Raw genomic sequence first — 22878 nt, forward strand, 5'->3', positions numbered from 1 at the left:
TGGTACGGAGTTTAAACTAACTCTATAAATTAATCATATTGGAGGCATAAGGTGTCCCGTAAAGTGTCTAATCTACCACTTATTGGTGGGGTGCTAGCAGCTATTGGCGCGAGTGTTTGTTGTGCAGGACCTTTGGTTTTATTGTTGCTAGGCATTAGTGGCTCCTGGATTAGCAACCTAACGCTTTTAGAGCCGTATCGTCCCATTTTTATTGTGGCCGTTTTAGTTCTATTTGGCTTTGCAGGATGGAAGGTCTATCGCCCGATCAAAGATTGTGAGCCCGGTGCTACTTGTGCGGTACCGAAAGTTCGCAAACGACGCCAGTTGGTATTTTGGTTAACCCTACTCACAGCATTTGTACTTGTGACCAGTAATTATTGGATTCTTTGGTTTGCATAAAACTGGACGCCAGAGAGCTGTATTAAGAATCGAACTTTTAAACTTGGAGTACATGATGAAAAAATTAGTATTAGTGATCCTATTGTCTCTGCTTAGTCTGAGCACGTTTGCCAAAGAGCAAACAGTAACTTTGGAAGTGCCAACCATGAATTGTGCGACCTGTCCGATTACCGTGAAACAGGCTTTGCAAAACGTTGATGGCGTTAGCAAAGCTGAAATTACCTACAGTACCAAATTAGCGGTTGTGATCTTTGATGACGAAAAAACTACAGTTAAAGCGCTAACCGCAGCGACTGCCAATGCAGGTTATCCATCGACAATGGTGGAAACCGAAACGCCATGACTTCAAATGTGAATTTGCAATCAGAGCTTACCTGCCCGGAATGCAGCCATAGGAAAATGGAAACCATGCCCACCGATGCGTGCCAATGGTTTTATGAATGCGAACAGTGTCACGTACTGTTGAAACCAAAAGCTGGTGATTGTTGCGTTTATTGTTCCTATGGAACAGTGCCTTGCCCGCCAATTCAGCAAGACAAGTCATGTTGTTCATGACTTGACTGCTTGTTGAGTTGAGTACCTCAAACAGGATTCCTCATAGCCCTCAACATCCTGCAACCGACAATTATTGCCATATTGTTCAATGAGCGCTATATTCATATTTGTTACATATGAATATTAGAGGTAAATCATGGCGACTACCAGCTTAAGTCTTGGTGAACACTGGGAAGCATTCATCAAAAATGAAATATCCAGCGGCCGTTACGGCTCCGCAAGTGAGGTTGTGCGTGATGCCCTGCGCTCTATGGAAGAACGCAAAAGCAAGCTGGAAGCCCTGCGCTCGCATCTGGCCGAAGGCGCTAGCCAGGCCAGCAATGGTGACTTTGTTGACAATTTCTCTATGGACTCAGTTATCAATGACTTAGACGCTGAGTCCTGATGGCACAAACACCCAATAGAAAGGTCAGAGTTACCCCACGCGCCCAAGAAGACTTAATAAACATTGGTCGTTACACAGAAGGGACATGGGGAAAGGCTCAGCGAAACCGCTACTTAAAGGATATCGAAGCGCGTTTCTACTGGCTCGCCGAAAATCCACTCCTGGGCAAACAACGAGTAGATATTTGCGAGGGCTACTACAGCTTTCCAGAAGGCCAGCATGTCGTGTTTTACCTGTTTGGCAGCTACTCAATTGATATCATCGGCATTCCTCACAAGGAAATGGACACGATTAGTTACTTCTTGGAAGACTGACACCCAAATCAAAAGCCTGATAGGCTTCGAAGCAATACGCAGTAGCTATCACTAGCCAACACCAACTGAGCAACTCTCGAACCGTTTTTCATATTGATAGTTCCCACCAAATGCCAAGCCCCAACTGTTATCAGCTAGGGCTTTTTATTGCCGGCACTCTGCGCTTTAGACCCTATGTGGCCGGAGCTTTCGGACTTCGCCCACGGTTTAATCTCGAGCTGTTCGAGAAGAGCATTCTCTAAATTGCCGAATATTCTATGCACCTCTCCCTATCGACAACCATTGCAACATGGCTCGGCCATCTAAACCGAACACACGCCTCCGAAACATAAGAATTGAGCCCTCATCGGAGGAAGCCCGGTTTTCGCCTCTACGACTGCAAGTATCTAACAGTGCCGCAAATTTTCTCCAAAGGTCGCGATAAATAATTGACTCATGCTCGCTATCTCACCACGTATCACCGTAAAAGACTTCACCCAAATAGATACGGTTCTTCAACAGTGTATAATTCGAATCGCGATTAAAAGCCTTTCCACCTTTAAACTCGCGTGTTCAATTGCGCTCTCATAGATGGTATCGACCATCGGCAGCCTTTGCCAACTTCAGAGTCTATAAAGTCCGTACAAGCCATAAGTTGAGCACTAACCGATAATCCTTTCCAAAAGACGAGCGACGAGAATAAATGGCACAACGCTTTATATTTGGTTGTTCATTATTACGTGCCAGCTAAAAGGTTCTCAGCTCTTATAGGGGTGGTGCTCAGCCTTCCACGCGGCAAATTCTGAAGGGCGCAAACCATAGCGAGCTAGTACGCCCTCATGCAATCGCCTCAACTCTTCGATGACTAAGGCTTGTAAATCATTCTGTTCGGGTTCGGGAATTTGCGCTTTAACAGCTTGCTGTATAACAGAATAGGGATCTTGATGGACGCTGGTAACAACCAAGTGGATTGTTTGCTTGATAAAATTACGCCATGTCAGGCGCAAGGGATCCGGCTCTGCCAAATCCTGCTTAATCGCTAAATACTCTTGAGTGGAACGCTCATAGGCCCATACGTAAAGATCGCGCAATAATTCGACTCGAGCCATTTCATATATACCAAGCGTGGCTCGACTGTATGCTTGCTCAGGTACATCCAGGAACGTCAACGGACAGAGATTGGCGCGAAACAATGGCAGATTTGCAGCCAAGCGGGAGGTTCGTTTATTGATATCGGCAAATGGCTGCAAATAGGGTAAATGCACCATCATAAAAAATGACTGCTCAAAGGCATCACCAATTTGCCTAGTCTTACTTAATACTAGCTTCAGAGTATTTTCTATTTGCGCGGGAACCGACAATGGCCTGAAGACACTCTTACCAATATCAACAGCGTGCTGACGAATCCGTCCTTCATCTGCCGGGTTGGGCAGCAAGTTTTCTGAAAGCGCGCTGTGAATATTCATCAAGGTATATTCATTGAATTCAGCTGTATCGATATTTTCTACCAACAACTCAATAGCTGACTTATGATTCAAAATCATTTGCGTTTCAATCGCCGCTTTACCCTGAGCCGATCTTCCGTGCTCAATGAGTTCGCGAGTATCTAATCGAGAATAAGTGTTCCCTTCTAAATGGCTTGATGCCCACGATAAATCAATCAATAGTCGATTTAAAATGGCGCGCGAGTAGGTACCAACAGGTTGCTGACTATCTGTAGTTCTCCCCATTTTGTGCAATTGCCGACGCAATGACTCAGACAAATACCAAGTTTTATTTGGCTGATAGGAATTGAGCAACTCCTGTTGATAACCTACGGGCTTGCGGGCTTCTAACGGCTGATTGATGTAACTTAAAATATCCTGGCTATCAGCGGATACTGGAATGAAGGAAGGAAACGCATCTCTACTATTCGTGTGTAGGCCAGCGTTGGGGAGGGCATCCACACCAAAATATCGGCGAGCACGTCCTTCTCCGCGAGCAATCACCAGACCTTCATCAATGAACTTGGCAATCTGCCGCTGGGCTGTTCTTCGGGCGATATTTGGGTGTTGCGTTAACAGCTCAGCCAGTGTGACACCTTGAGAAGATACTTTAATGCTGGCAAGAAGTTCGTTGTTAGGAGGCATGAACGGTTTGGCGCCCTTATAAGTAATAGATGGCGCAATTATGGCGCAGTTTTCAGAACTGCGCCACTTCTAATGATTTTTATGGCGCAGTTTAGCGTTTCTTCGAACAGTAGCGAACGATTTTTCATATTGATAACGACCACCAACTTGTAAATATCCCCGCTTAGCCCTCACCGTCCATTAGGGATTGTTATCAACCCGCAACTTTTCAATCAGAAATTGAAAGCCCAATGATGGCTGGCCCTGGCACATCTGAAGGTGAAAAGCTGGATGTCATGGTTACGCTGACCGAAGCATAAGAAGCTAAGCATTTCCCTATGGATCTGCCTGATCCTGTTGAAGCCATCAAGTTTGAGATGGAACGTAAAGGCTTAACAGTCAAAGACCTTGAGCCCATGATTGGTAAAAGCAATCGAGTCTATGGAATTCTCAATCACAAACGCTCGCTCACACTAAAAATGATCTGGAAGCTGCATGAGGGCGTGGTTATTCCGGCTGAGTCTCTGATCAAGCCACCGCAGACAGATGCTTAAACATGATGATTTCCAGAGCATTGCCGAGATGGGCTTTCGGTTTGTTGCGCTTGAACAGGAGAAAAAGCAACTTTGGAAAGCAACAAAACTCCTATCATTACTGCGATAATTTCCAATGTCAGATAAACAAGCATGAGCCAGTGAGGCATGCCATCTACAATTAAACTAATCGCTCTGCCAGCAGCAACCCCCGACATGAATACTATCTGGCTGTATAAAGCAGCTTGCCTGACCAGCACGTTAAACGCGCCAATGAACCAGAACACTGACATAGCCAAATAAAGGCCCATCATAGCCCGATAAATGTGAATAGCATTAATGTCGGTCACCGTCATACCGAACAAAAAATGAAGGCTTTCTTGTGGCGCGACTCCGTAGGAGAGTGCTATTGGAAATAGGCTAACTGAAACCAGTAATAGAAACATCTGACGTAAATTCATAGTTGTTCACCTCTGTTGGGGTAATTTTTGACCTTTGCCGTCAATTACATAACTCTCTTTGTGTCATAACTGCCTGATACTCAGTCATAATTATTCTCCATCATATTCTAGTTGCCTAAGTCCCATTTTGGGACTATGATTAACTTTATGAGAATCATTGCCTTATCGACACTGAAAGCTTTCTGGGAGGAACACCCAGAGTACTCGGACGCGAAGGAGCCTACGCTTGCTTGGTATCGACATGCCTTAGCGGCTGACTGGAGAGCACCTGCCGACGTTAAGCGGGACTTCAGAAATGCCAGCATCCTCAAAGATGGGCGGGTGGTTTTCAATATTGCGGGTAACAAGTACCGTTTGGTCGCGTGGATCAACTATGCCTATCGCGTGGTTTATATTCGGTTCATCGGTACCCATGCTCAATACGATAGAATTGACGTACAAACTATTTAATTACCTCAAAGGTAGAAACGAGAGGCTAACACAATGGACATCAAACCGATTAAAACTGATGCCGACTACCGAGTGGCATTAAAAGAAATTGAAAGCCTGATGATGGCTGGCGCTGATACACCTGAAGGTGAAAAGCTGGATGTCATGGTCACGCTTATCGAAGCATATGAAGCTAAGCATTTCCCTATGGATCTGCCTGATCCAGTTGAAGCCATCAAGTTTGAGATGGAACGTAAAGGTTTAACAGTCAAAGATCTTGAACCCATGATTGGTAAAAGCAACCGAGTCTATGAAATTCTCAATCACAAACGCTCGCTCACACTAAAAATGATCTGGAAGCTACATGAGGGCTTGGGTATTCCGGCTGAGTCTCTGATCAAGCCACCACAGGCACATGCTTAAACATGATGCCTTCAGAGCATTGCCGAGATGGGCTTTCGGTTTGTTGCGCTTGAACAGAAAAAAAAGAACTTCTAGCTCTCAGAGAGCGCCTTCAACAACCTGACCTCTCCCCAACAATCAAAACCAAAAGCCGTAACCCAACGTATCCCTTAAGCACCCCACTTTTAGGCTAGAAACTATGTTTTCGTTATTTAAGAAAGACCCAATAAAGAAGCTGGACAAAATTTATCTCAGTAAGCTCGAAGCTGCGATGTTCGCTCAGCGTAATGGTGACATAAAGACTTATTCGATGATCACAGCGGAAGCGGAAGAGATAAGAGTAAAGATCGATGAATTAAAAGCTGCTCAGCAGCCCTAAGCTGACGCTTGAGATTAAGATTGATAATTGAGATTGATAATTAAGAGCATCGCTTATCACCAGGTATTACCCTCCCGCGTGTTCGCTTTAGCTCGTGGCGTGATCATTGATAAGTAGAGTGCTCTTAATCTCGGACGATGGCATAGTGGTCGCAGACCAAAGCTGTTGAGACAGTGCAGTTAGTTGCCGCTCATCGTAATGTTTGAAATCACCCCGCACAATACACTCCGCCAAGGCTTTGGCGACATCGGGATAAATACAGCGAGTATTTCCTGGTGCACTAAGCCACGCTTCAATCGTGTTCTCATCCAGCGAATTCATCGTCATACCCCAGCCCAGCTTTCGCAATGCAAGGGCATTGGAGTGTTGCTCCATTTGACCTGAAATCGGTTTCACCAAAATCTTCTTACCAAGGAATAGGGCTTCACTCGCTAGCTCAAAACCAGCATTGGTGATCACCCCTTCACTACTGGCTAAGTCATGCTGAAAGCCTGCCCGGGATAACGGGCGTAGGAAGACATTGCCCACTTGCTCCGCTTGCTTGTGTTGGCCATAGTAATAGAACTTCTTATCCGGAAATTTCTGCAACAACGGAATCACATCCTGCGGAGATTCAAAATTAAGGTACACAACAACTTTGTCTTTTTCAGCGGCTAGGGGCTGTTCCGTTACATCAATCATGGGCGGCAGAATTGGGTGGCCGAAATGATGCCAATGCAAACCAATCTGAATTTCTGCCGGAGCAAACCATTTCATTATTGCTCGGGTAACAAACGAGTCACCTTCAATGGGGATCGCGTAATTGAAAGCGCTCTGATGTCCGATATTGATACAGGTCTTTTTCTGAAGACGTGCTGCCCAAGCGGTAACCGGTTCAAAGTCGGAGAGAATGAGATCGTAGCTGCTCAGATCTAGCCCTCTGATATCTTTCATGAATTGAGGAAGATTGTTATCCACCAACGTTTTAAGCACATTGATTCTGCCGCGTTCAGTAGTGAACGTCAGACCCCCTAAGGCCCGGTAGTTGCCAAATTGCTCCATATCAAAATACTGGTCCTGAGCGCGACCACTGAATAGGAAGTCCAGCTCAACCCCCGCAGCGCTTAGATGGGATTCAAGGGCTCTAGCCCTCGTAATGTGGCCATTTCCTGTACCTTGAACGCCAAAAAGTATTTTCATAGATAACCCAATAGATTGAGAGTAATCAAGGCAACCGATGTACCCAAGGTCGCGCCTGCCAGGATGTCAGTGGGAAAATGAACCCCCAGCACAACTCTTGATGAGCCCACCGCAATTGCCCAGATGTGTAAAAGCGGAAATGTCACCGGCACTAGCACACTAATAAGGGTGGCCATCAAGAATGAGGCCGAAGTGTGTCCGGATGGGAAACTGAACTCGTCGCTAGGGATCACTAAACTCTTGTAATTCTTTAGAATCTTCGCGGGGCGGTTGCGCTTAAAACCCTTTTTAAAAATGGTATAAAGCGTCCGCTCTAGTGCGAATGCTGAGACCAGAAGCAGGAACAAATCGAACTCACTAAACAGTAATGACAGAAGGGCTGCAACGGCATAGAGATGGCCGTCACCAGATTTTGAAATAAACAGAGCAGCGCGAATCATTGCTTGTTTGTTAGTGCGCTGAAGTACCCAGTCAAAGGTAAACACATCGTGTTCGTGAACAATCTCAAGAATCTTCATGACACCTCCTCACACAATACGTGTAATGATTTCTCAATGGAGCGCTTCTTCATGGGAATTATTATCGAGGGGATGTGTGAACTTTTTCTTACGCAGCAATGAAAGTTCTATGACATGAGCGGTGACTTGGAGCGAGCGCTAGCGCGCCTAGCTATCGTTTTCTAATGCAATATGAAGGGCCTCTATTCAGCCCCTTAGAGCTTAATCTCATTTAAATTTCTTCGCCGTCCGAGCTTGATCTTGAACCGAATTGACCATTTTCGTAAACGCCCTATCCTTCGCACGGCGCTGGGCGAGCGTAGCGCTGTTGTGGCTATCCTCACGCAGCAATTTTCGGTAATTATCGAGTCGCCGCTGCGTCAAATCACCGTTTTTAAGTGCGATGTTTACGGCGCACCCCGGTTCATTTTCATGCTGGCAATCACTGAAACGGCAGGAATCTGCCAGTGATTCAATATCGGCAAAGGTGAGTTTAATGCCCTCTTTTGCATCAGTAATTTGCAGCTCGCGCATTCCCGGCGTGTCCATTAATAATCCACCGCCCGGCATCAGCGATAGCGCTCGATGGGTTGTGGTATGGCGTCCCTTACCGTCATTCTCGCGAATTCCACCCGTCTCCATGAGTTGGCGACCCAGCAATCCATTTACCAAGGTCGACTTACCAACCCCAGATGAACCCAGGAATGCGACCGTTTGCCCCCTTTGGCAATAGCTCGCTAGCTGGCTAATGTCATTGGGGTCCAGTGCATTAACACACTGCACACTCATGAGGCGGTTTAGCTTCTGAACCTCCTGCTGAATTGCTTCATAGTCACTCTGGAGATCCCTTTTGGTGAGGACTACTACCGGCTCAGCACCTGCCTCCTTCGCCAGTGTTAGGTATCGCTCAATACGATTCAAACTAAGGTCTTCATTGAGCGAGCTAACAATGAATACGCAATCTACATTAGCCGCAATAAGCTGTCGCTTACTTGCTGAACCGGCTGCCTTACGCTGGAATAAAGACTGGCGCTCCAGTAAGCGAGTAATGCGCTCGGAATTGAAGAGCACCCAGTCACCAACACAAATAACACCCAGTGCAGGAGATAGGCTGAAACGATGCGATTGACCCGCCGTTAAGACCACAACTTCCGATTTATGCTGTTCCACAATCCTACCTAACTGGCAACTTTCTAACTCCTCTAGGGAAAGCTGCTGTTGAAAGAATGGTCGCATCCCTAAATCTACTAAGGAAAAGTCGTTCATTGCTATCTCCAATTAATTTGTCAGGCTTGTCTCTCGTTAGCCTCGATAAGCTGTTATTGAGCACTGAAGTGATGAATATCGCGCTAGTTGAGCAATCACGCAGCCTCGCGCCAGCGAACCAAAAATTGCTGGCGTTATTTTAGCTCAATTAATAGCGACAGAAAATTCATACGGGACTAAGACCTCTACAATCTAAGTACAAATCATGGTACAACTAATACGTAGTTACTGGCATAAATAGAACACTAGTTTTCTAGGCAACTAAAATATAATTAAATTATAGAACTACACTAAGGATTCGCAGGTCAAAGATGCCCTGTTAGGCAAAATTTTCATAACAAGTAGGTCCTTATTCATGTATATCACTAGATGGACAGTGTTACTTTCAGTATTCTGGCTGTTGTTATCAGGATACATTCAACCGCTACTGCTAAGTTTTGGTGCGGTTTCAGTCCTTGTTGTCCTCTATGTTTTGAAGCGTATGAATGACGTTGATCAGACGCAACAACCGCTTGGCACTGGGCTACCGCTGATTCGCTATCTGCCATGGCTGTTCGGGCAGATCGTTAGCTCTAGCATCCACGTAACGAAACTAATTTGGGGCTCAGCCGAAAAGGTATCGCCAAGCTTCGCGCTTATTGATGCTAAAGACGTGCCAAACAACTGCCACGCACTCTATGCTAATTCTATTACGCTGACTCCCGGCACATTGAGCGTAGATTTGGTGGACGGCGTAGTCTCCGTCCACGCACTGCAAAAGTCATCTATCGAGACGATTAAGCAGGGAGAAATGCAACGTAAGATTGCCGGAATATGGGGTGAAAAGAAATGACAGCAGTCTACACTGCAGCTTGTATGGCTATTTTGGTCGTTATGGGTATTGCGCTAGTACGAGCGTTTAAGTCACCCACGGTTTACGATCGCATTCTCGGCGTTAATATGTTTGGCACCAAGACCGTTCTCTTTATTGCGGTTGGGGGTTATATGATGGGACGTCCAGACTTTCTAGATATAGCCATTGTCTACGCGCTTATTAACTTTATCGGAATGGTAGCGGTACTTCGATTTTTCGAATACACCGCACCAATTGACTAACATTTTTAGAAGTATGATTAGCTATGTTTTTGTTAGATTTTATAAGTAGCGGCCTTCTCTTTGCAGGGGTATTTTTCGGGCTGAGTGGCGCGATAGGACTTTTTAAGTTCCCTGATTTCTTCACACGTGTGCACGCAGCAAGTATCACGGACTCCCTCTCTGCTATGTTAATTCTCTCGGGTTTACTCCTGCAGACATCCTTTGATTTAAACACTGCGAAGTTGGTATTTATTCTCGCATTTTTAATGATCACCTGCCCCACTGCTTCTCATGCACTTGCTAAATCTGCGCGTCATGGTGGCCTTCTAACTTTGGCTGAAGCTAAAGAAACCAAACAGGAGCAAGTGGATTAATGGATGTATGGATTGATTTAGCATTGCTAGCAATGCTGGCTCTCACTGCGTTGCGAATTATTTTTCTAAAGGACCTATTTGCCGTGGTCATGCTATTCGGCATCTATAGCTTTTTGTCTGCACTGATATTCGTGAACCTTGACGCCGTAGATGTCGCCTTTACTGAGGCTTCAGTGGGTGCCGGTATTTCATCGGTCTTAATGTTGGGTACGCTGGCGATAACAGGTAGGAAGGAAAAATCTAGTTCCCGCTCCCCGTTGCTAGCGCTAATCGTCGTTGGGATTACCGGTGCAGCGCTCATCTATGGCACGCTTGACATGCCTCCTTTTGGGCATCCAAACAATCCGGTTCACGAGCACGTTGCGCCTCGCTATATTGAAGAATCCCCCAAGGAAATCGGGCTTCCTAATATGGTTACCTCGGTGCTAGCCAGTTATCGTGGCTTCGATACGCTAGGCGAGACCGTTGTGGTCTTTTCGGCGCTAATTGGCGTGCTTTCACTGTTAGGAATTCGTAGAAAGGAAGAAGATACTCTACCTAAATCCGGCTTAACGGATCATCACGTCCTTCAGGTTGTTGCCAAATTCATCATCCCGCTGGTGATTCTTTTTGCACTCTATGTGCAGTTTCATGGCGACTTTGGCCCCGGAGGAGGATTCCAAGCAGGGGTAATTGCCGCCGCCGCCTTTATTTTATACGCCCTAGTGTATGGGCTGCCCAAAGCATTCGCTGTCGTTGGCCCTAAGTTTTTAAAGTTCATGGCCTCCTTCGGCGTGCTACTTTATGCCGGTGTTGGCATAACGAGTATGTTTAAGGGCGGGGAATTTTTGGATTACAATAAGCTCGTCACAGACCCTTTAGCTGGACAACACTACGGTATTATCATCATTGAGCTCGGTGTTGGTATCACTGTGTTTGCCGTGATGCTCAGTATTTTTTATGCGGTCAGTAGTCAGGCCGAGAGGGCAAATATCCAGTGAATTTTATTCTCGATTATTACAACTACTGGGTCGTGGTGTTTTTGATGATGACCGGGTTTTACATTGTCATTACCGCTAATAATTTGGTTAAGAAAGTAGTGGGGCTAAACATCTTCCAAACCTCCGTTTTCATGCTCTATATCTCCATGGGCAATGTTGCGGGCGGAACGGCTCCGATCTTAGTAGAGGGTGTGACGCAATATTCAAACCCTTTACCGCATGTACTCATCCTTACCGCTATTGTGGTAGGTGTGGCAACAACCTCCTTGGGGTTATCACTCATTATTCGCATCAAACGCGCCTATGGAACTGTTGAAGAAAATGAATTTCAAAATGAGGATGACGCGGTCTAATGCTTGATCAACACTTGGCTCTACTTCCAATTCTTTTACCATTAGTTGCCGCGCCCATCGCAATTCTTTTAGGCCGCACTGCATTGGTGTGGGGTTTCGCAACCTTTATAAGTACCTGTGCCTTCTTCCTTTCCTGGCAGCTATTCACAGCCGTACTCGCTGATGGCGTCTTGAGCTATGCCGTGGGCGGCTGGGCGCCTCCATGGGGAATCGAATTACGCGTAGATGCCGCGAACGCCTTTGTATTGTTAGTCGTGTCCGCCCTATCAACGCTGGTTTTGATCTATTCGAAGGTTAGTGTTAAGAAAGAGGTAGCGTCAGCGAACCGCGGCTTGTATTACACCGCTCACTTACTATGTCTGGCCGGACTCTCCGGCATTTTACTTACCGGCGATGCTTTTAACCTTTTCGTCTTCCTAGAAATTTCGTCGCTCGCCACCTACACCTTGGTGAGTCTGGCAGCTGACCGACGCTGTTTAACCGCGGCGTTCCGCTACCTCGTAATGGGCACCATTGGCGCAACCCTCATTTTGATTGGGGTAGGCATGCTCTATATGATGACGGGCACGCTGAATATGATAGATTTGGCCGTTAGAATAGACGCCCTCGAAAGCAGCCGTACCATCAACACCGGCTTGGCCTTTATTATGGTAGGCGTCAGCATCAAACTTGCGCTCTTCCCATTACACATGTGGCTTCCAGCCGCCTATACCCATGCACCTTCCGCCGTGACGGCATTTCTAGCCAGTACCGCCACCAAGGTAGCGGTCTACGTAATGATTCGCTTTATCTTTACCGTATTCGGCATGAACTATGTGTTCGACGAAATGGGGATGGATCTGATCCTAATGGCGTTGGCGATTGTCGCTATTTTCAAGTGCTCCTATACCGCCGCGGTGCAAAGTAACGTTAAAGCCATGCTGGCCTATAGTAGTGTTGCGCAAATTGGCTACATGATTCTTGGGCTTAGCTTAGTCAGTGTGATGGGGTTGACGGCTAGTCTCATCCATATCTTCAACCATGCGCTGATGAAAGGGGCTTTATTTATGGCCGTGGGTGCGGTGTTTTATCGTGTCGGTTCCGTTGAAATTAAAGCATTCCGAGGCCTAGGGAAGCACATGCCGCTCACAATGGGCGCCTTTACTATTGCCGGTCTCAGCATTATCGGTGTGCCACTTACCGTTGGCTTTGTAAGTAAATGGTATCTGGTTAGCGCAGCGCTTGAACAGGACCACTGGGTTTTAGCGGCATTAGTCTTGGTTGGTTCTCTCTTGGCCGTTATCTATATCGGTCGAGTTCTGGAAGCCGCCTATTTTCAAGACCTACCTGAGTCGCAGGATGCTACGCAAATCAAGGAAGTGTCGTGGCTTATGCTGGCACCGATGTGGGTTCTTGTACTCGCCAATATTTATTTCGGCGTTGATACCAGCCTTACCACCGAGGCGGCCAGCAGCGCCGCAGAGTGGCTATTCCAGAGTAGTGATACTGCGGCCAGCGTGCAGGAAGTGTCACCATGAACCTCTGGCAAAGTATTGACCCATCACAACTCATCACTCTATCGCTACTAGTGCCTCTCGTGGGCGCATTACTAGTCGTCGCCACTGGGAAGATTCCCAACCTAAGAGAAGCCATAACCCTCACCACCGCGACAATCCTGTTCAGCATTATCCTCGCCATCACGGATCATACCTTCCAAGGTACCGACATGCGGCTGGATGTGATTGAGCTATTTCCGGGGCTGGGCATTAGCTTTGAGGTCGAACCGCTTGGCGTGCTGTTCGCACTAGTCGCCAGCTTCCTGTGGATTATCACTAGCATCTACGCCATTGGTTATATGCGCGGGCACAATGAGGCGAACCAAACTCGCTTCTTCTGCTGCTTTGCGCTGGCAATAAGCTCCGTGATGGCCATTTGTTTTGCAGGCAACTTGCTCACGCTATTTATCTTTTACGAAGTCCTCACCCTGACCACCTACCCGCTTGTTACCCACGCTGGGAATGAGGCGGCCAAACGCGGCGGACGGATTTATCTTGGGATTTTGTTGGGCACCTCCATCGCCTTCCTGCTCTTTGCAGTGCTTGGTACCTATAGCCTGGCGGGAACCTTAGATTTTCGTGCTGGGGGAATTTTTGATGATTCTCATAGCAAAATAGCGCTCGCGGTACTGCTTGTTCTATTCTGCTACGGCATTGGTAAAGCAGCACTCATGCCGTTTCATCGATGGTTGCCCGCCGCTATGGTTGCACCAACGCCGGTAAGCGCCTTATTACATGCTGTGGCGGTAGTGAAAGCGGGTGTGTTTAGTATCTTAAAGGTCATGATCTATATCTTTGGCTTGGATACGCTTCAAGGTTTAGCGACCACCGACATGATGCTCTATATCGGTACGGCAACCATCCTGCTTTCATCCTGTATCGCCATGACTAAAGACAACCTTAAAGCGCGCTTGGCGTATTCCACTATCAGTCAGTTAAGCTATATCGTGGTTGGTGCTCTGCTGGCAACATCTATTGCTAGTGCTGGGGCAGCGTTACACATCGCCACCCACGCTGTCGGCAAGATTACACTGTTCTTTTGTGCCGGTGCCATCATGGTGGTCACCCACAAGAAGAACATTAGCGAGATGGAAGGGTTGGGCAAAAAAATGCCACTAACCTTTGCTGCATTTACCATCGGCGCCATTAGTATTATCGGCTTACCGCCCATGGCTGGAACCTGGAGTAAATGGTATTTAACACTGGGAGCACTAGAAGCTGACAAGCTATTTGTGGTGGCAGCGTTGATGATCAGTTCACTGCTGAACATCGCCTACCTCTTACCCATTCCCATTAAAGCCTTCTTTACGAAGCCGGAAGCTGACGCTCAGCCTTGGAGCTGGTCCGACACCCAGGAGGCACCACTACCGATGTTGATTGCCATAGGTGTCACTTCGTTCGGCTGCTTGGCTTTGTTCTTCTATCCTCAACCCCTGATCGATCTAATCAATTTAATTCCGGGTGTTTCTACGAATATGGGGGGAGACTAAATGTCTGATCATCACGATTCGAGTGGCTGGTTCGATAAGCCAGACAACGTCAAAAAGATGTTGAAAGTGTTTTATGTACTGTGTGTGCTTTTAGTCATTGCAGATTTCGTGGTTCACCGCCATATCTATCACAGCTGGGAAGAGATTCCCGCGTTTTATGCCATTTACGGCTTTGTAGGCTGCTCCCTATTGGTGTTCGTCGCCAAATGGATGCGTACATTTTTGATGCGCTCTGAAGATTACTATGATGATAAGTAGTGTAATTCCGTTTCTCCCGCTAATGCTGGGAGCCCTAGCCGCCCTGTCCCTCAGAGGTTGGGCCCGCAATATTATTATGTTGGCGGCCCCCATTGTGGGTGCGCTCAATCTAATGGGCTTAGAGCACGGGGTGTTCTGGTCTATGGAGTTTATGGGCTACACCCTTGAGCCCGTTAAGGTGGATAAGCTCAGCCTAATGTTTGGCTACCTGTTCCATCTAGCCGCTTTAATTGCCATCATTTATGCCCTGCACGTTAAGGATACAGTCCAACACGTGGCTGGCCTGGCTTATGCTGGTAGTGCAGTGGGGGCGGTGTTTGCCGGAGATTTTCTTACCCTCTTCGTGTTTTGGGAGCTACTGGCTCTAACGTCTGTCTTCCTCATCTGGGCACGGCGAACTGATAGAGCTTACTCCGCTGGAATACGTTATTTAATTGTTCAAGTTCTGTCAGGAGTACTTCTGCTGGCAGGTGTATTGATTTTCGCTCACGTTAACGACAGCCTGTTATTTACCCAAATCGGCTTGGCGCATGATGGAATTGCTGAAGTTGGCGCTTGGTTGATGTTTGTTGCCTTTGGTATTAAATGCGCCTTCCCATTTATGCATAACTGGCTTACGGATTCCTATCCCGAAGCTACGCCATCGGGCACCATTTTCTTAGCGTCCTTCACCACCAAAGTAGCCGTTTATGCCTTTGCACGCGGCTTCCCTGGTGAAGAAATTCTGGTGTGGATTGGGGTCACTATGGCCTGCTTCCCTATCTTCTTCGCGGTAATTGAAAACGATCTCCGGCGAGTATTGGCCTATAGCTTGATTAACCAGATTGGTTTCATGATTGTTGGCATTGGCATTGGTACCGCCCTCGCGCTTAATGGCGCCGTAGCCCATGCCTTTAATGATGTGATCTTTAAAGGTTTACTTATGATGACCATGGGCGCGGTATTGCATATGACCGGCAAGATCAATGGTTCGGAACTCGGCGGGCTCTATAAAAGTATGCCGAAAACTACCATCTTGTGCATTGTGGGCGCCGCATCGATTTCCGCCTTCCCGCTGTTCAGCGGTTTCGTATCTAAGTCCATGATCATGGCAGCCGCCATTGAAGAGGGCTATGACTATATCTGGCTGTTGCTCCTATTTGCCGCGGCGGGCGTATTCCACCACGCGGGCATCAAGATCCCATACTTCGCGTTCTTTGCTCACGACTCGGGTATTCGAACTACCGAGCCGCCAAAGAATATGCTTATCGCCATGACGCTAGGGGCTGTCGCCTGTGTCATTCTAGGAACCTTTCCGGCGCAAACTGTCTATGCCCTGTTGCCGTGGGAACATGACTATCAACCCTACGATTTAACCCACGTATTAACACAGTTACAGCTATTGTTCTTCTCCGCATTAGCGTTCGTATGGCTGAACCTGCGTAATCTTTATCCACCTGAGCTACCGTCAACGAACCTCGATGCCGACTGGTTCTATCGCAAACTCGCACCCAATCTACTCCAACGTGTAGGCACTAAATTGTCTGCTACCTACGGCAGTTTTGAGGCTTCTGTGGTGCGGTCGATTAAGCAAATTGTTACGAATTCCTACGACGCTGAGTCGGGTGAACCTAAGGGCTACTTTGCTAAGCTTTGGCCTATTGAGACGATGGTAGGATGGGTTGCGGTGTTGCTAGCGGCTTATCTACTGCTCTACTACTTACTCGGGCTAGTTTAATCCTAGACGAAAGTGTCAGTTAACGCAGCTGATGCTTTCGTGGCTAAATTCCTTTGTCGTCCTAGCCTGTTCATCACTGTTCGAACGTGTTCAGCAAAGCCTACGTTAGGATTGGCTAGAGGAATAACATTCATCTTGCCATCTTCCTGGGCATCCCACCTCAATCGCTTCTGCCTTTCCCACCCAAAAAATTTGTTTTCTTAATATCTCGGTCTAGAGTAAAAATTAGACATTCAAAAAATGTTAGCTAGAAAGTACTGCAAAGTAATTCGGAGATTGTACGAAGATGAAAGTTTATCCTCTAGTTTTAGCCATTCCACTTTTATTCAGCGCCAACGCGATGGCCGCTACGTCCTCGACACAAATCACTTTGACCATTGATGTAGGCTCAGGCTGTGGTATCACTGCCACCAATGTAGACTTCGGGTCACTTGTCTCCTCTGCCTCAAGCGATGAACAATTTGACGTAACTATCGAGTGCACCACCGCCGCTAACGGTAACTTAACCTTTGTAAGCTCTGGTGCTTCAGGAACTACCCGCTACATGGTAGCTAACGCCAGTGACCAAATTGCCTACGAGATCCTAGCTAATGGTACCGCAGTATCGAATACAGATACGGTATCGACGAACGTCCCAGCAGCAAGCTCCGTTACCACCCAATTCACCGCAAGGCGCTCGACCCTAGCTACTATCCCACCTCCAGGAACCTATACGGACACGGTCGATATTACCTATACCTTCTAGCTGTCGATAATAATCCGTAACGTTGCTTAGGCACATCGAAGACTGAGGCTTACTACGAGCCTCCTGTTTAAGAAAGACAAACAATGATAATAAAACTGCTTCTTTTAATATGTGGGCTCTTGTCGGCGGCAAGCTACGCGAGTTTCGTCTCACCCTTACAGGTTGATTTGGCTGAGGCTCGCCGAGGCTTTATAAATGTAGCGAATGACGGCACCGAAGTCGCACTCTATGAGCTCGCCATACTTGAGTGGGGTGGGGACGGCGTTGCCAAACAGATAGAAGACCCAGAGTCCCTAATGGTCATGCCATCGATAGCAAGGCTTGAGCCGGGGGAAAGTCAACGCTTTACGATCGTCTCTTCCGTCCAACAGGGCGAACAAGTTAGAGGGTTTCGACTGGTGATTAAAGAAACCAAGTTGCAGCCATCGGAAGGGAGCGTAAATCTCTCCATCAGCTATAACCTTCCGGTATACGATTGGCCTACGAACAGTTCATCGCCAGATAGCAGGACGGCGGAAAGCGTTCAATGTTCTGTTAAGGACGGCGATCATATCTTAACAAATAGCTCCAGCTACCCAATTCGAGTCTCGAGTGCCTATGAGGGCATTGTTCCGCTCACCAATGTGATTCTTCCCGGCCAGATTTTACGAGCCACAGATGCTGATCTAAGTTCAATAGACTGTAAAGGCCTCTATGAGTTCATCGAACCTGACCCGTCTTAGTGGTGGGATATTACTACTAATTATCAGTACGTTTGCTCGAAGCGATTCCCACGACATAGAGGTCGCTAGGCTCTCCATTGATAACAGAATTCAATCAAACTATTTACGAGTTAAATCCTCGGAAGAAGGCTATCTAGTTGCTTGCTCGGATATCGCGCCGCTAATCCCAGGCTATGACTTTAGCCAATGTGATTGGCTCTCCTTGAATTCTCTGGGAGTCATCGGTGACATCAGTAATGACGATGTTGGTAACCTAATCGTTGAACTCTCCCTTGCCTCCAGCCTGCGCCAAACCCGATCGATTTATCCGGTAAAAGAGCGTCCAACTCCTGACAAGAATTTGGGTGCGTATTTTAATTATGAGGTCAGTGCGAGTTCATTCCAGAGTAATACCTGGTCAGCAGCACTTGGACTGGTTGTATTTAACGGCCCCTTAAGTGCGTCAGCAAACACCTACTATATTGACAATAAGCATTATCTTGATGATCGAGATATTAGTTATGACTTCCTAGAGCAGGGAACGCGCTTAACCGTAGGCGATGTTCGTTGGCAAGGCGCGGCATTCGGGCCCTACATCTCCTTTGATGGGCTTCGCTATGGCACACAACGCTCGCTTCGCCCACGGGAAACTTGGTTCAATTCACCCTACCTGGATGTGAGCATCAATGAAAATGATCACCTCTTTGTAGACCAAGCTACCGCAGCAACGCTTTCCGAACCCGGTATTTACAGAGTCGATCAGGTGGCTTACCGCTACGGATACGGTGAAATCAGTGCTACCTATCAATCTCCCACGAAGGGTGTAACGCAGATTACAACACCCTATTATTTTTCCGCGGATATGCTTCCTGAGGGTACTAAAGAATGGAGTGTTAACCTTGGTGAGACAGACAGCGAATCAATGTTCGGAGATGAAGTCTTTGTTTCTAGCGGCATAAGCTACGGTATCAATGTGCGAAATACGGTGAGTGCTTCGATTCTCGCGAGCGATGACACGCGCTCACTTGACGCAGAGTGGACCTCTACGCCTGCATCCAGATGGTTACTGAGTATCGGTAGTAATCATCTTGTTCATCTCGATGACTACAGTCATGGGTATAGCGCTAACCTGGAACGAACCACCGCAGACTACCAACTCACCTTCTTTACCCAAAGAACTCCCGATTTACCCGGTTTAGGACGAAGTGAACGCCACTTGACTCGCTACCGCCAGTATCAGGGCAATAAAAGCTATGGCGTATTCTTTGAGGACTTCAGTGCTCAGGTAAGCTCTACACGACGTGCAGGGGTAGAATTTTATGCCAACGATGAAGTGGGCTCCTTTAACCTCCAAACTGGCTATCAAGAGGACTCCTTTGGTTCGGGATTCTTTGTGGCACTCGGCTTTGAGTTCCGTTTGGATCGAAGGTCTCGTCTACGAGGATATGGTTCCTATCAGCCTCAGTCTAATCAGCAGCGTCTAGAATATTCATCAACCGGTATCGACCGCTATACTCCGAATTATCGCGCTGGTGTAGCCAGAGATACTGATCGTACCGTGAACTATGCCGACATTGACTACCACGCCGATTTTGCCGATTTTTATGTCTATGCACAGGAGTCCGACGGAGACGCTGACGGCAGAGTCACGATGAGAGGCTCCGTCGGATTTATTGAAAACTTCCACTTTGCCGGTCCAACAATCGTCGACGGTTTTGCGCTTGTCGCTAACCCTGAAGAGGTGGAAGTCCGTTCAAGTTCGTTAAGCAGTAACAAAACTTCTGTTATATTCACAAATATTGCCAGCTATGAAGCTATTGCTATTAGGCCCTATTATCAATCGATCGACCCATTCTTGAGAACGCGTAGCGAGGAGCAACGTGACAAGGCTGCGTATTACCGAGGAGGGGTTATTTACGATTTCTCTCTTGAGCCAGTGCTTATCTTAAACACGCGATTGGTCCTGGCCAACGGCGAGGCTCTTCCGCTTGGTACCAGTTTTAGTATTGCTGGCAACCTTTACAGCGTTGGTAATAATGGTAATTTCTATGGCGAACTTACACTCGCATCGATCACCTCAGTTTTACAATTAGAAAATAGTGATTACCTCTGTGAGCTCGCTCTGGAAAGTTTAAATCAGCATCAACTGAAAGTGAGTAAAGCCAACTGCCAAGTCCGAGGGGCTAGCATAGACGAGGAAACTCAATGAAGCTTAAATTCACCGCCAAGATAATTTCACTGGTATTCCTTTTCGTTAGTGCAGGTTCCAACGCGTGTAACATTAGTTTTGAAGGCGGGCAAAACCAGCATTTGGGAGATTATCGCCCCAACACCGGATCCAGTAGTAATCTTAATATGCGTGTTAGCTGCGCTAACAATAAAGCGATTACGCTAAGCTTTCACTCGAATAACAATTGTCAGTTGCGACGTCGACAATCTGTAATCCCCTACGATATCTATGTAAACTCAGGTGCACAGAACTATTGTAACCGGAGAGCCTTTAGTGGCGGCTTTTCGCAATACTACCTCGTTACAATTTTTGCTTTTCCTGTCAGTACGTCACTAGAATCCGGTCGATATAGTGATAATATTGAGATTGAGCTTACCTTCTAATATTTAGAATCAGTACGGTTAGCTTGAGTAGCTGTCACTCCAAAGAGTCGGCTTATATTCTGAACGATCTCGCCGCACATTAAAGCATCAATTCCTCATAGCGTATGAGCGCCATTAAAAAGCACTATTTGCAGTGATCACATTGCTCCAAAATGAAGCTGCTAGGTACTAGGTTATGCACTAATTATTCTGTTAACATCATGAAAAACAATAATAATATATGCTCCTGAGAGATCATTTACATGATAACGGTTACTCGTTTAAAACAGCTATATTGCCTCGCTGTACTAAGTTGCCTGCTCCCTCTATCAGTGTTTGCTCTGGATGATCAGAGTAGGACACCGTCATCATCTTCAGCCGCACCAAATATATTACTGGTTGTATTGGATGATGCCGGCTTTATGGATTTTGGGGCCTACGGGAGTGACACCCTAACCCCTAATATCGATACGCTTGGACAAGCAGGAACTATGTTCACTCGTTACTATACCTATCCGTTGTGCGCGCCTAGCCGGGCCGCCTTACTGACTGGACAGGATAACCATGATGTGGGCATTGGCACCTTAACGGAAGCGCTAACTGACGATATGCGCCAAGCACCGGCTTACAGCATGACCTGGCAAGATTCACAACCTACTATTGCAACTCGCCTCAAATCAGCAGGCTATCAAACCTTTATTACCGGTAAGTGGGGTATTGGCGATATTGGCGTTAACTTACCTCATCGTTTTGGCTTCGATAGGTCGTTTGTGCTAGATGCCACCGGCGCCAGTAATTATGAGAGCAAATCCTATCTCCCACTGAATACCGAGGCAAAATGGTTTGAAGATGGTGAGCGAATCACCACGCTCCCTGAGGACTTTTATTCATCGAAGGATATCGTCGATAAGATGATTGGCTATCTTAACGATGCCAATTCCGATCAGCCCTTTTTCAGTTACCTATCTTTCCAAGCGCTACATATTCCAGTTCAGGTACCTAAGGAATATCGGGACAAGTACGACGGAGTCTTTGACCGTGGCTGGGATGCCATGCGAGAAGAGCGTTTCCACCGTGCCATTGAGTTGGGTTTAGTTGCGGATACCGCGCGGTTGGCAGAGCCTACCTATAACCAGCGGCCATGGGATAGCTTAAGTGAAGAAGAGCAGTCATGGTGGGCTAGAAGCATGCAAGTGAATGCGGGCATGATGGAAGCAGCGGATTTTCATCTAGGACGGCTATTGAGTCATCTAGAAACTATTGGCAAGCTCGAAAATACTATTGTGATTGTCACGTCCGATAACGGCCCCGAATACAACACCATTGGGCAAACCTCTCCGCCATTTTTACGACTATTTGAAACTGCTTGGATGGCCTACGAAGGTTGGTATTTAGATTACGAGACGCTAGGAGAACCTGGCAGCATGGGAGCTATCGGTCACGAATGGGCATCGGTATCTGCGGCGCCCTTTCACCTGTTTAAGTTCAGTGCCGCAGAAGGTGGCGTTCGGGTGCCCATGGTAATAAGTGGCCCGAGTATTGAAAACAGAGGGTTTGTGAATAGCATGGCACACGTTGCCGATATCACGCCGACTATTCTGGATCTAGCAGGCTTGCCGCTCGAGCACGACGAATTTGCTGGTCGAAGCCTAAAACCGCTGTTGCATGGAGAAACTGACCAGGTCTATGGAGAGGACGAAGGTTTCGCTATCGAGGTGAGTGGAAACGCCGCGCTATATCGCGGTAATTGGAAGATCACTCGAACACTACCACCCTTCGGTGATGGAGAATGGGCACTTTACGACGTCGCCAGTGACCCTGGTGAAACAATAAATGTTGCGAACCAGTACCCTGTGTTATTTCAGGATATGTTAGCTGAGTTTGAACTCTATCAAGACGACGTCGGTGTCTATCAATTAGCTCCCGGCGAAACCGCACGAAGCCAAATCACCATGAATGCTACGTTCGCGATTATCGCCAACTATTGGTACCTAATTTTGGCCTTAAATCTAGTGATCATGCTAGGTGTTTATGGACTGTATCGTGGCCTAAAATTCCTTATTCGAAGTCGCATGGGCTCGACGAAGAGACCCATATGATAGATAACTTAATGACTGCGATAAGTACGGGGCCGAAAAAAGCCATAGCACGAATGCTTAGGCTCAAGAGGCAC

General features: G+C 47.1%; 27 protein-coding genes and 1 pseudogene. 23 read left to right on the plus strand and 5 right to left on the minus strand.

The window, feature by feature from the left end; all coding sequences use genetic code 11:
• Positions 1-51: 51 nt before the first annotated feature.
• The 5 genes from Q0698_RS10165 (at position 52) to Q0698_RS10185 (ending at position 1653) form a co-directional block, all read left to right on the plus strand.
• Complete coding sequence (locus tag Q0698_RS10165) at positions 52-399, plus strand: mercuric transporter MerT family protein (protein WP_298636398.1); 348 nt, start codon at positions 52-54, stop codon at positions 397-399.
• Between the two features lie 55 nt (positions 400-454).
• Positions 455-742 (plus strand): mercury resistance system periplasmic binding protein MerP, encoded by a 288-nt coding sequence (merP, locus tag Q0698_RS10170; protein WP_298636466.1) that lies wholly within the window; start codon positions 455-457, stop codon positions 740-742.
• Complete coding sequence (locus Q0698_RS10175) at positions 739-954, plus strand: GDCCVxC domain-containing (seleno)protein (protein ID WP_298636399.1); 216 nt, start codon at positions 739-741, stop codon at positions 952-954. The genes merP and Q0698_RS10175 overlap by 4 nt, the downstream gene beginning before the upstream one ends.
• Before the next feature lie 136 nt (positions 955-1090).
• Positions 1091-1339 carry a type II toxin-antitoxin system ParD family antitoxin gene (locus Q0698_RS10180; protein WP_298636400.1) on the plus strand — a complete coding sequence of 83 codons (249 nt, stop codon included), beginning with the start codon at positions 1091-1093 and terminating at the stop codon, positions 1337-1339.
• The gene (locus tag Q0698_RS10185) at positions 1339-1653 is read left to right on the plus strand and encodes a type II toxin-antitoxin system RelE/ParE family toxin (RefSeq protein WP_298636401.1); all 315 of its coding nucleotides are present in this window, start codon (positions 1339-1341) and stop codon (positions 1651-1653) included. Before Q0698_RS10180 ends, Q0698_RS10185 begins: the two co-directional genes overlap by 1 nt.
• A gap of 737 nt (positions 1654-2390) precedes the next feature.
• Here Q0698_RS10185 and Q0698_RS10190 read toward each other — a convergent pair.
• Entirely contained in the window at positions 2391-3761 is a 1371-nt protein-coding gene (locus Q0698_RS10190; RefSeq protein WP_298636402.1) for a Fic family protein, read from the minus strand.
• A 230-nt stretch (positions 3762-3991) separates the two neighbouring features.
• Between Q0698_RS10190 and Q0698_RS10195 the strand changes: the two are divergent.
• A pseudogene (locus Q0698_RS10195) lies at positions 3992-4294 on the plus strand (transcriptional regulator).
• On the opposite strand, the gene Q0698_RS10200 reads toward Q0698_RS10195, so the two are convergent.
• Positions 4291-4734 carry a DUF4345 domain-containing protein gene (locus Q0698_RS10200; RefSeq protein WP_298636403.1) on the minus strand — a complete coding sequence of 148 codons (444 nt, stop codon included), beginning with the start codon at positions 4732-4734 and terminating at the stop codon, positions 4291-4293. The pseudogene Q0698_RS10195 and the gene Q0698_RS10200 sit on opposite strands and share 4 nt — an antisense overlap.
• A gap of 147 nt (positions 4735-4881) precedes the next feature.
• Between Q0698_RS10200 and Q0698_RS10205 the strand changes: the two genes are divergently transcribed.
• From Q0698_RS10205 to Q0698_RS10215, 3 genes are all read left to right on the plus strand, one after another.
• Positions 4882-5184 (plus strand): type II toxin-antitoxin system HigB family toxin, encoded by a 303-nt coding sequence (locus tag Q0698_RS10205; RefSeq protein WP_298636404.1) that lies wholly within the window; start codon positions 4882-4884, stop codon positions 5182-5184.
• Positions 5185-5217: 33 nt separating this feature from the next.
• Positions 5218-5586, plus strand: a complete 369-nt coding sequence (locus tag Q0698_RS10210; protein ID WP_298636405.1) for a transcriptional regulator — start codon at positions 5218-5220, stop codon at positions 5584-5586.
• A 178-nt stretch (positions 5587-5764) separates the two neighbouring features.
• Complete coding sequence (locus Q0698_RS10215) at positions 5765-5944, plus strand: DUF6435 family protein (RefSeq protein WP_298636406.1); 180 nt, start codon at positions 5765-5767, stop codon at positions 5942-5944.
• Between the two features lie 87 nt (positions 5945-6031).
• On the opposite strand, the gene Q0698_RS10220 is transcribed toward Q0698_RS10215, so the two are convergent.
• From Q0698_RS10220 to rsgA, 3 genes are all read right to left on the minus strand, one after another.
• Positions 6032-7123 (minus strand): MJ1255/VC2487 family glycosyltransferase, encoded by a 1092-nt coding sequence (locus Q0698_RS10220; protein ID WP_298636408.1) that lies wholly within the window; start codon positions 7121-7123, stop codon positions 6032-6034.
• On the minus strand, positions 7120-7641 hold the full coding sequence (locus tag Q0698_RS10225) for a phosphatase PAP2 family protein (RefSeq protein ID WP_298636409.1): 522 nt from the start codon (positions 7639-7641) through the stop codon (positions 7120-7122). The genes Q0698_RS10220 and Q0698_RS10225 overlap by 4 nt, the downstream gene beginning before the upstream one ends.
• A gap of 207 nt (positions 7642-7848) precedes the next feature.
• Positions 7849-8886, minus strand: coding sequence for a ribosome small subunit-dependent GTPase A (gene rsgA, locus Q0698_RS10230; RefSeq protein WP_298636410.1), 1038 nt, complete (start codon positions 8884-8886; stop codon positions 7849-7851).
• A gap of 355 nt (positions 8887-9241) precedes the next feature.
• Here rsgA and Q0698_RS10235 point away from each other — a divergent pair, with 355 nt between their 5' ends.
• The 14 genes from Q0698_RS10235 (at position 9242) to Q0698_RS10300 (ending at position 22804) form a co-directional block, all read left to right on the plus strand.
• On the plus strand, positions 9242-9718 hold the full coding sequence (locus tag Q0698_RS10235; RefSeq protein ID WP_298636411.1) for a Na+/H+ antiporter subunit E: 477 nt from the start codon (positions 9242-9244) through the stop codon (positions 9716-9718).
• On the plus strand, positions 9715-9981 hold the full coding sequence (locus Q0698_RS10240; RefSeq protein WP_298636412.1) for a monovalent cation/H+ antiporter complex subunit F: 267 nt from the start codon (positions 9715-9717) through the stop codon (positions 9979-9981). The genes Q0698_RS10235 and Q0698_RS10240 overlap by 4 nt, the downstream gene beginning before the upstream one ends.
• A gap of 23 nt (positions 9982-10004) precedes the next feature.
• Positions 10005-10334, plus strand: a complete 330-nt coding sequence (gene mnhG / locus Q0698_RS10245) for a monovalent cation/H(+) antiporter subunit G (RefSeq protein WP_298636413.1) — start codon at positions 10005-10007, stop codon at positions 10332-10334.
• Positions 10334-11314, plus strand: coding sequence for a DUF4040 domain-containing protein (locus Q0698_RS10250; protein WP_298636414.1), 981 nt, complete (start codon positions 10334-10336; stop codon positions 11312-11314). The genes mnhG and Q0698_RS10250 overlap by 1 nt, the downstream gene beginning before the upstream one ends.
• The gene (locus Q0698_RS10255; RefSeq protein ID WP_298636415.1) at positions 11311-11667 is read left to right on the plus strand and encodes a cation:proton antiporter subunit C; all 357 of its coding nucleotides are present in this window, start codon (positions 11311-11313) and stop codon (positions 11665-11667) included. Before Q0698_RS10250 ends, Q0698_RS10255 begins: the two co-directional genes overlap by 4 nt.
• Positions 11667-13184 carry a monovalent cation/H+ antiporter subunit D family protein gene (locus Q0698_RS10260; RefSeq protein WP_298636416.1) on the plus strand — a complete coding sequence of 506 codons (1518 nt, stop codon included), beginning with the start codon at positions 11667-11669 and terminating at the stop codon, positions 13182-13184. The genes Q0698_RS10255 and Q0698_RS10260 overlap by 1 nt, the downstream gene beginning before the upstream one ends.
• The gene (locus tag Q0698_RS10265) at positions 13181-14692 is read left to right on the plus strand and encodes a monovalent cation/H+ antiporter subunit D family protein (protein ID WP_298636417.1); all 1512 of its coding nucleotides are present in this window, start codon (positions 13181-13183) and stop codon (positions 14690-14692) included. The genes Q0698_RS10260 and Q0698_RS10265 overlap by 4 nt, the downstream gene beginning before the upstream one ends.
• Positions 14693-14950, plus strand: a complete 258-nt coding sequence (locus Q0698_RS10270; protein WP_298636418.1) for a hypothetical protein — start codon at positions 14693-14695, stop codon at positions 14948-14950.
• Complete coding sequence (locus tag Q0698_RS10275) at positions 14937-16667, plus strand: Na(+)/H(+) antiporter subunit D (protein ID WP_298636419.1); 1731 nt, start codon at positions 14937-14939, stop codon at positions 16665-16667. The genes Q0698_RS10270 and Q0698_RS10275 overlap by 14 nt, the downstream gene beginning before the upstream one ends.
• A gap of 286 nt (positions 16668-16953) precedes the next feature.
• Positions 16954-17412: a spore coat protein U domain-containing protein gene (locus tag Q0698_RS10280; protein ID WP_298636420.1), complete on the plus strand. Its 459-nt coding sequence runs from the start codon at positions 16954-16956 to the stop codon at positions 17410-17412.
• Positions 17413-17495: 83 nt separating this feature from the next.
• Positions 17496-18134: a fimbria/pilus periplasmic chaperone gene (locus tag Q0698_RS10285; RefSeq protein WP_298636421.1), complete on the plus strand. Its 639-nt coding sequence runs from the start codon at positions 17496-17498 to the stop codon at positions 18132-18134.
• Positions 18106-20322 carry a hypothetical protein gene (locus Q0698_RS10290; protein WP_298636422.1) on the plus strand — a complete coding sequence of 739 codons (2217 nt, stop codon included), beginning with the start codon at positions 18106-18108 and terminating at the stop codon, positions 20320-20322. Before Q0698_RS10285 ends, Q0698_RS10290 begins: the two co-directional genes overlap by 29 nt.
• Complete coding sequence (locus Q0698_RS10295; protein ID WP_298636424.1) at positions 20319-20726, plus strand: hypothetical protein; 408 nt, start codon at positions 20319-20321, stop codon at positions 20724-20726. The genes Q0698_RS10290 and Q0698_RS10295 overlap by 4 nt, the downstream gene beginning before the upstream one ends.
• Before the next feature lie 242 nt (positions 20727-20968).
• Positions 20969-22804, plus strand: a complete 1836-nt coding sequence (locus tag Q0698_RS10300) for an arylsulfatase (protein ID WP_298636425.1) — start codon at positions 20969-20971, stop codon at positions 22802-22804.
• Positions 22805-22878 lie beyond the last annotated feature (74 nt).

The sequence above is a fragment of the uncultured Umboniibacter sp. genome (assembly GCF_947497555.1).
In the GTDB taxonomy this organism is placed as follows: domain Bacteria; phylum Pseudomonadota; class Gammaproteobacteria; order Pseudomonadales; family DSM-25080; genus Umboniibacter.

Excerpts from the sequence above, each read along its gene's own strand:
- merP (WP_298636466.1), top strand. The coding sequence starts at position 455 with ATGAAAAAATTAGTATTAGTGATCCTATTGTCTCTGCTTAGTCTGAGC.
- Q0698_RS10175 (WP_298636399.1), top strand. The coding sequence starts at position 739 with ATGACTTCAAATGTGAATTTGCAATCAGAGCTTACCTGCCCGGAATGC.
- Q0698_RS10180 (WP_298636400.1), top strand. The coding sequence starts at position 1,091 with ATGGCGACTACCAGCTTAAGTCTTGGTGAACACTGGGAAGCATTCATC.
- Q0698_RS10185 (WP_298636401.1), top strand. The coding sequence starts at position 1,339 with ATGGCACAAACACCCAATAGAAAGGTCAGAGTTACCCCACGCGCCCAA.
- Q0698_RS10190 (WP_298636402.1), bottom strand. The coding sequence starts at position 3,761 with ATGCCTCCTAACAACGAACTTCTTGCCAGCATTAAAGTATCTTCTCAA.
- Q0698_RS10200 (WP_298636403.1), bottom strand. The coding sequence starts at position 4,734 with ATGAATTTACGTCAGATGTTTCTATTACTGGTTTCAGTTAGCCTATTT.
- Q0698_RS10205 (WP_298636404.1), top strand. The coding sequence starts at position 4,882 with ATGAGAATCATTGCCTTATCGACACTGAAAGCTTTCTGGGAGGAACAC.
- Q0698_RS10210 (WP_298636405.1), top strand. The coding sequence starts at position 5,218 with ATGGACATCAAACCGATTAAAACTGATGCCGACTACCGAGTGGCATTA.
- Q0698_RS10215 (WP_298636406.1), top strand. The coding sequence starts at position 5,765 with ATGTTTTCGTTATTTAAGAAAGACCCAATAAAGAAGCTGGACAAAATT.
- Q0698_RS10220 (WP_298636408.1), bottom strand. The coding sequence starts at position 7,123 with ATGAAAATACTTTTTGGCGTTCAAGGTACAGGAAATGGCCACATTACG.
- Q0698_RS10225 (WP_298636409.1), bottom strand. The coding sequence starts at position 7,641 with ATGAAGATTCTTGAGATTGTTCACGAACACGATGTGTTTACCTTTGAC.
- rsgA (WP_298636410.1), bottom strand. The coding sequence starts at position 8,886 with ATGAACGACTTTTCCTTAGTAGATTTAGGGATGCGACCATTCTTTCAA.
- Q0698_RS10235 (WP_298636411.1), top strand. The coding sequence starts at position 9,242 with ATGTATATCACTAGATGGACAGTGTTACTTTCAGTATTCTGGCTGTTG.
- Q0698_RS10240 (WP_298636412.1), top strand. The coding sequence starts at position 9,715 with ATGACAGCAGTCTACACTGCAGCTTGTATGGCTATTTTGGTCGTTATG.
- mnhG (WP_298636413.1), top strand. The coding sequence starts at position 10,005 with ATGTTTTTGTTAGATTTTATAAGTAGCGGCCTTCTCTTTGCAGGGGTA.
- Q0698_RS10250 (WP_298636414.1), top strand. The coding sequence starts at position 10,334 with ATGGATGTATGGATTGATTTAGCATTGCTAGCAATGCTGGCTCTCACT.
- Q0698_RS10260 (WP_298636416.1), top strand. The coding sequence starts at position 11,667 with ATGCTTGATCAACACTTGGCTCTACTTCCAATTCTTTTACCATTAGTT.
- Q0698_RS10265 (WP_298636417.1), top strand. The coding sequence starts at position 13,181 with ATGAACCTCTGGCAAAGTATTGACCCATCACAACTCATCACTCTATCG.
- Q0698_RS10270 (WP_298636418.1), top strand. The coding sequence starts at position 14,693 with ATGTCTGATCATCACGATTCGAGTGGCTGGTTCGATAAGCCAGACAAC.
- Q0698_RS10275 (WP_298636419.1), top strand. The coding sequence starts at position 14,937 with ATGATGATAAGTAGTGTAATTCCGTTTCTCCCGCTAATGCTGGGAGCC.
- Q0698_RS10280 (WP_298636420.1), top strand. The coding sequence starts at position 16,954 with ATGAAAGTTTATCCTCTAGTTTTAGCCATTCCACTTTTATTCAGCGCC.
- Q0698_RS10285 (WP_298636421.1), top strand. The coding sequence starts at position 17,496 with ATGATAATAAAACTGCTTCTTTTAATATGTGGGCTCTTGTCGGCGGCA.
- Q0698_RS10290 (WP_298636422.1), top strand. The coding sequence starts at position 18,106 with ATGAGTTCATCGAACCTGACCCGTCTTAGTGGTGGGATATTACTACTA.
- Q0698_RS10295 (WP_298636424.1), top strand. The coding sequence starts at position 20,319 with ATGAAGCTTAAATTCACCGCCAAGATAATTTCACTGGTATTCCTTTTC.
- Q0698_RS10300 (WP_298636425.1), top strand. The coding sequence starts at position 20,969 with ATGATAACGGTTACTCGTTTAAAACAGCTATATTGCCTCGCTGTACTA.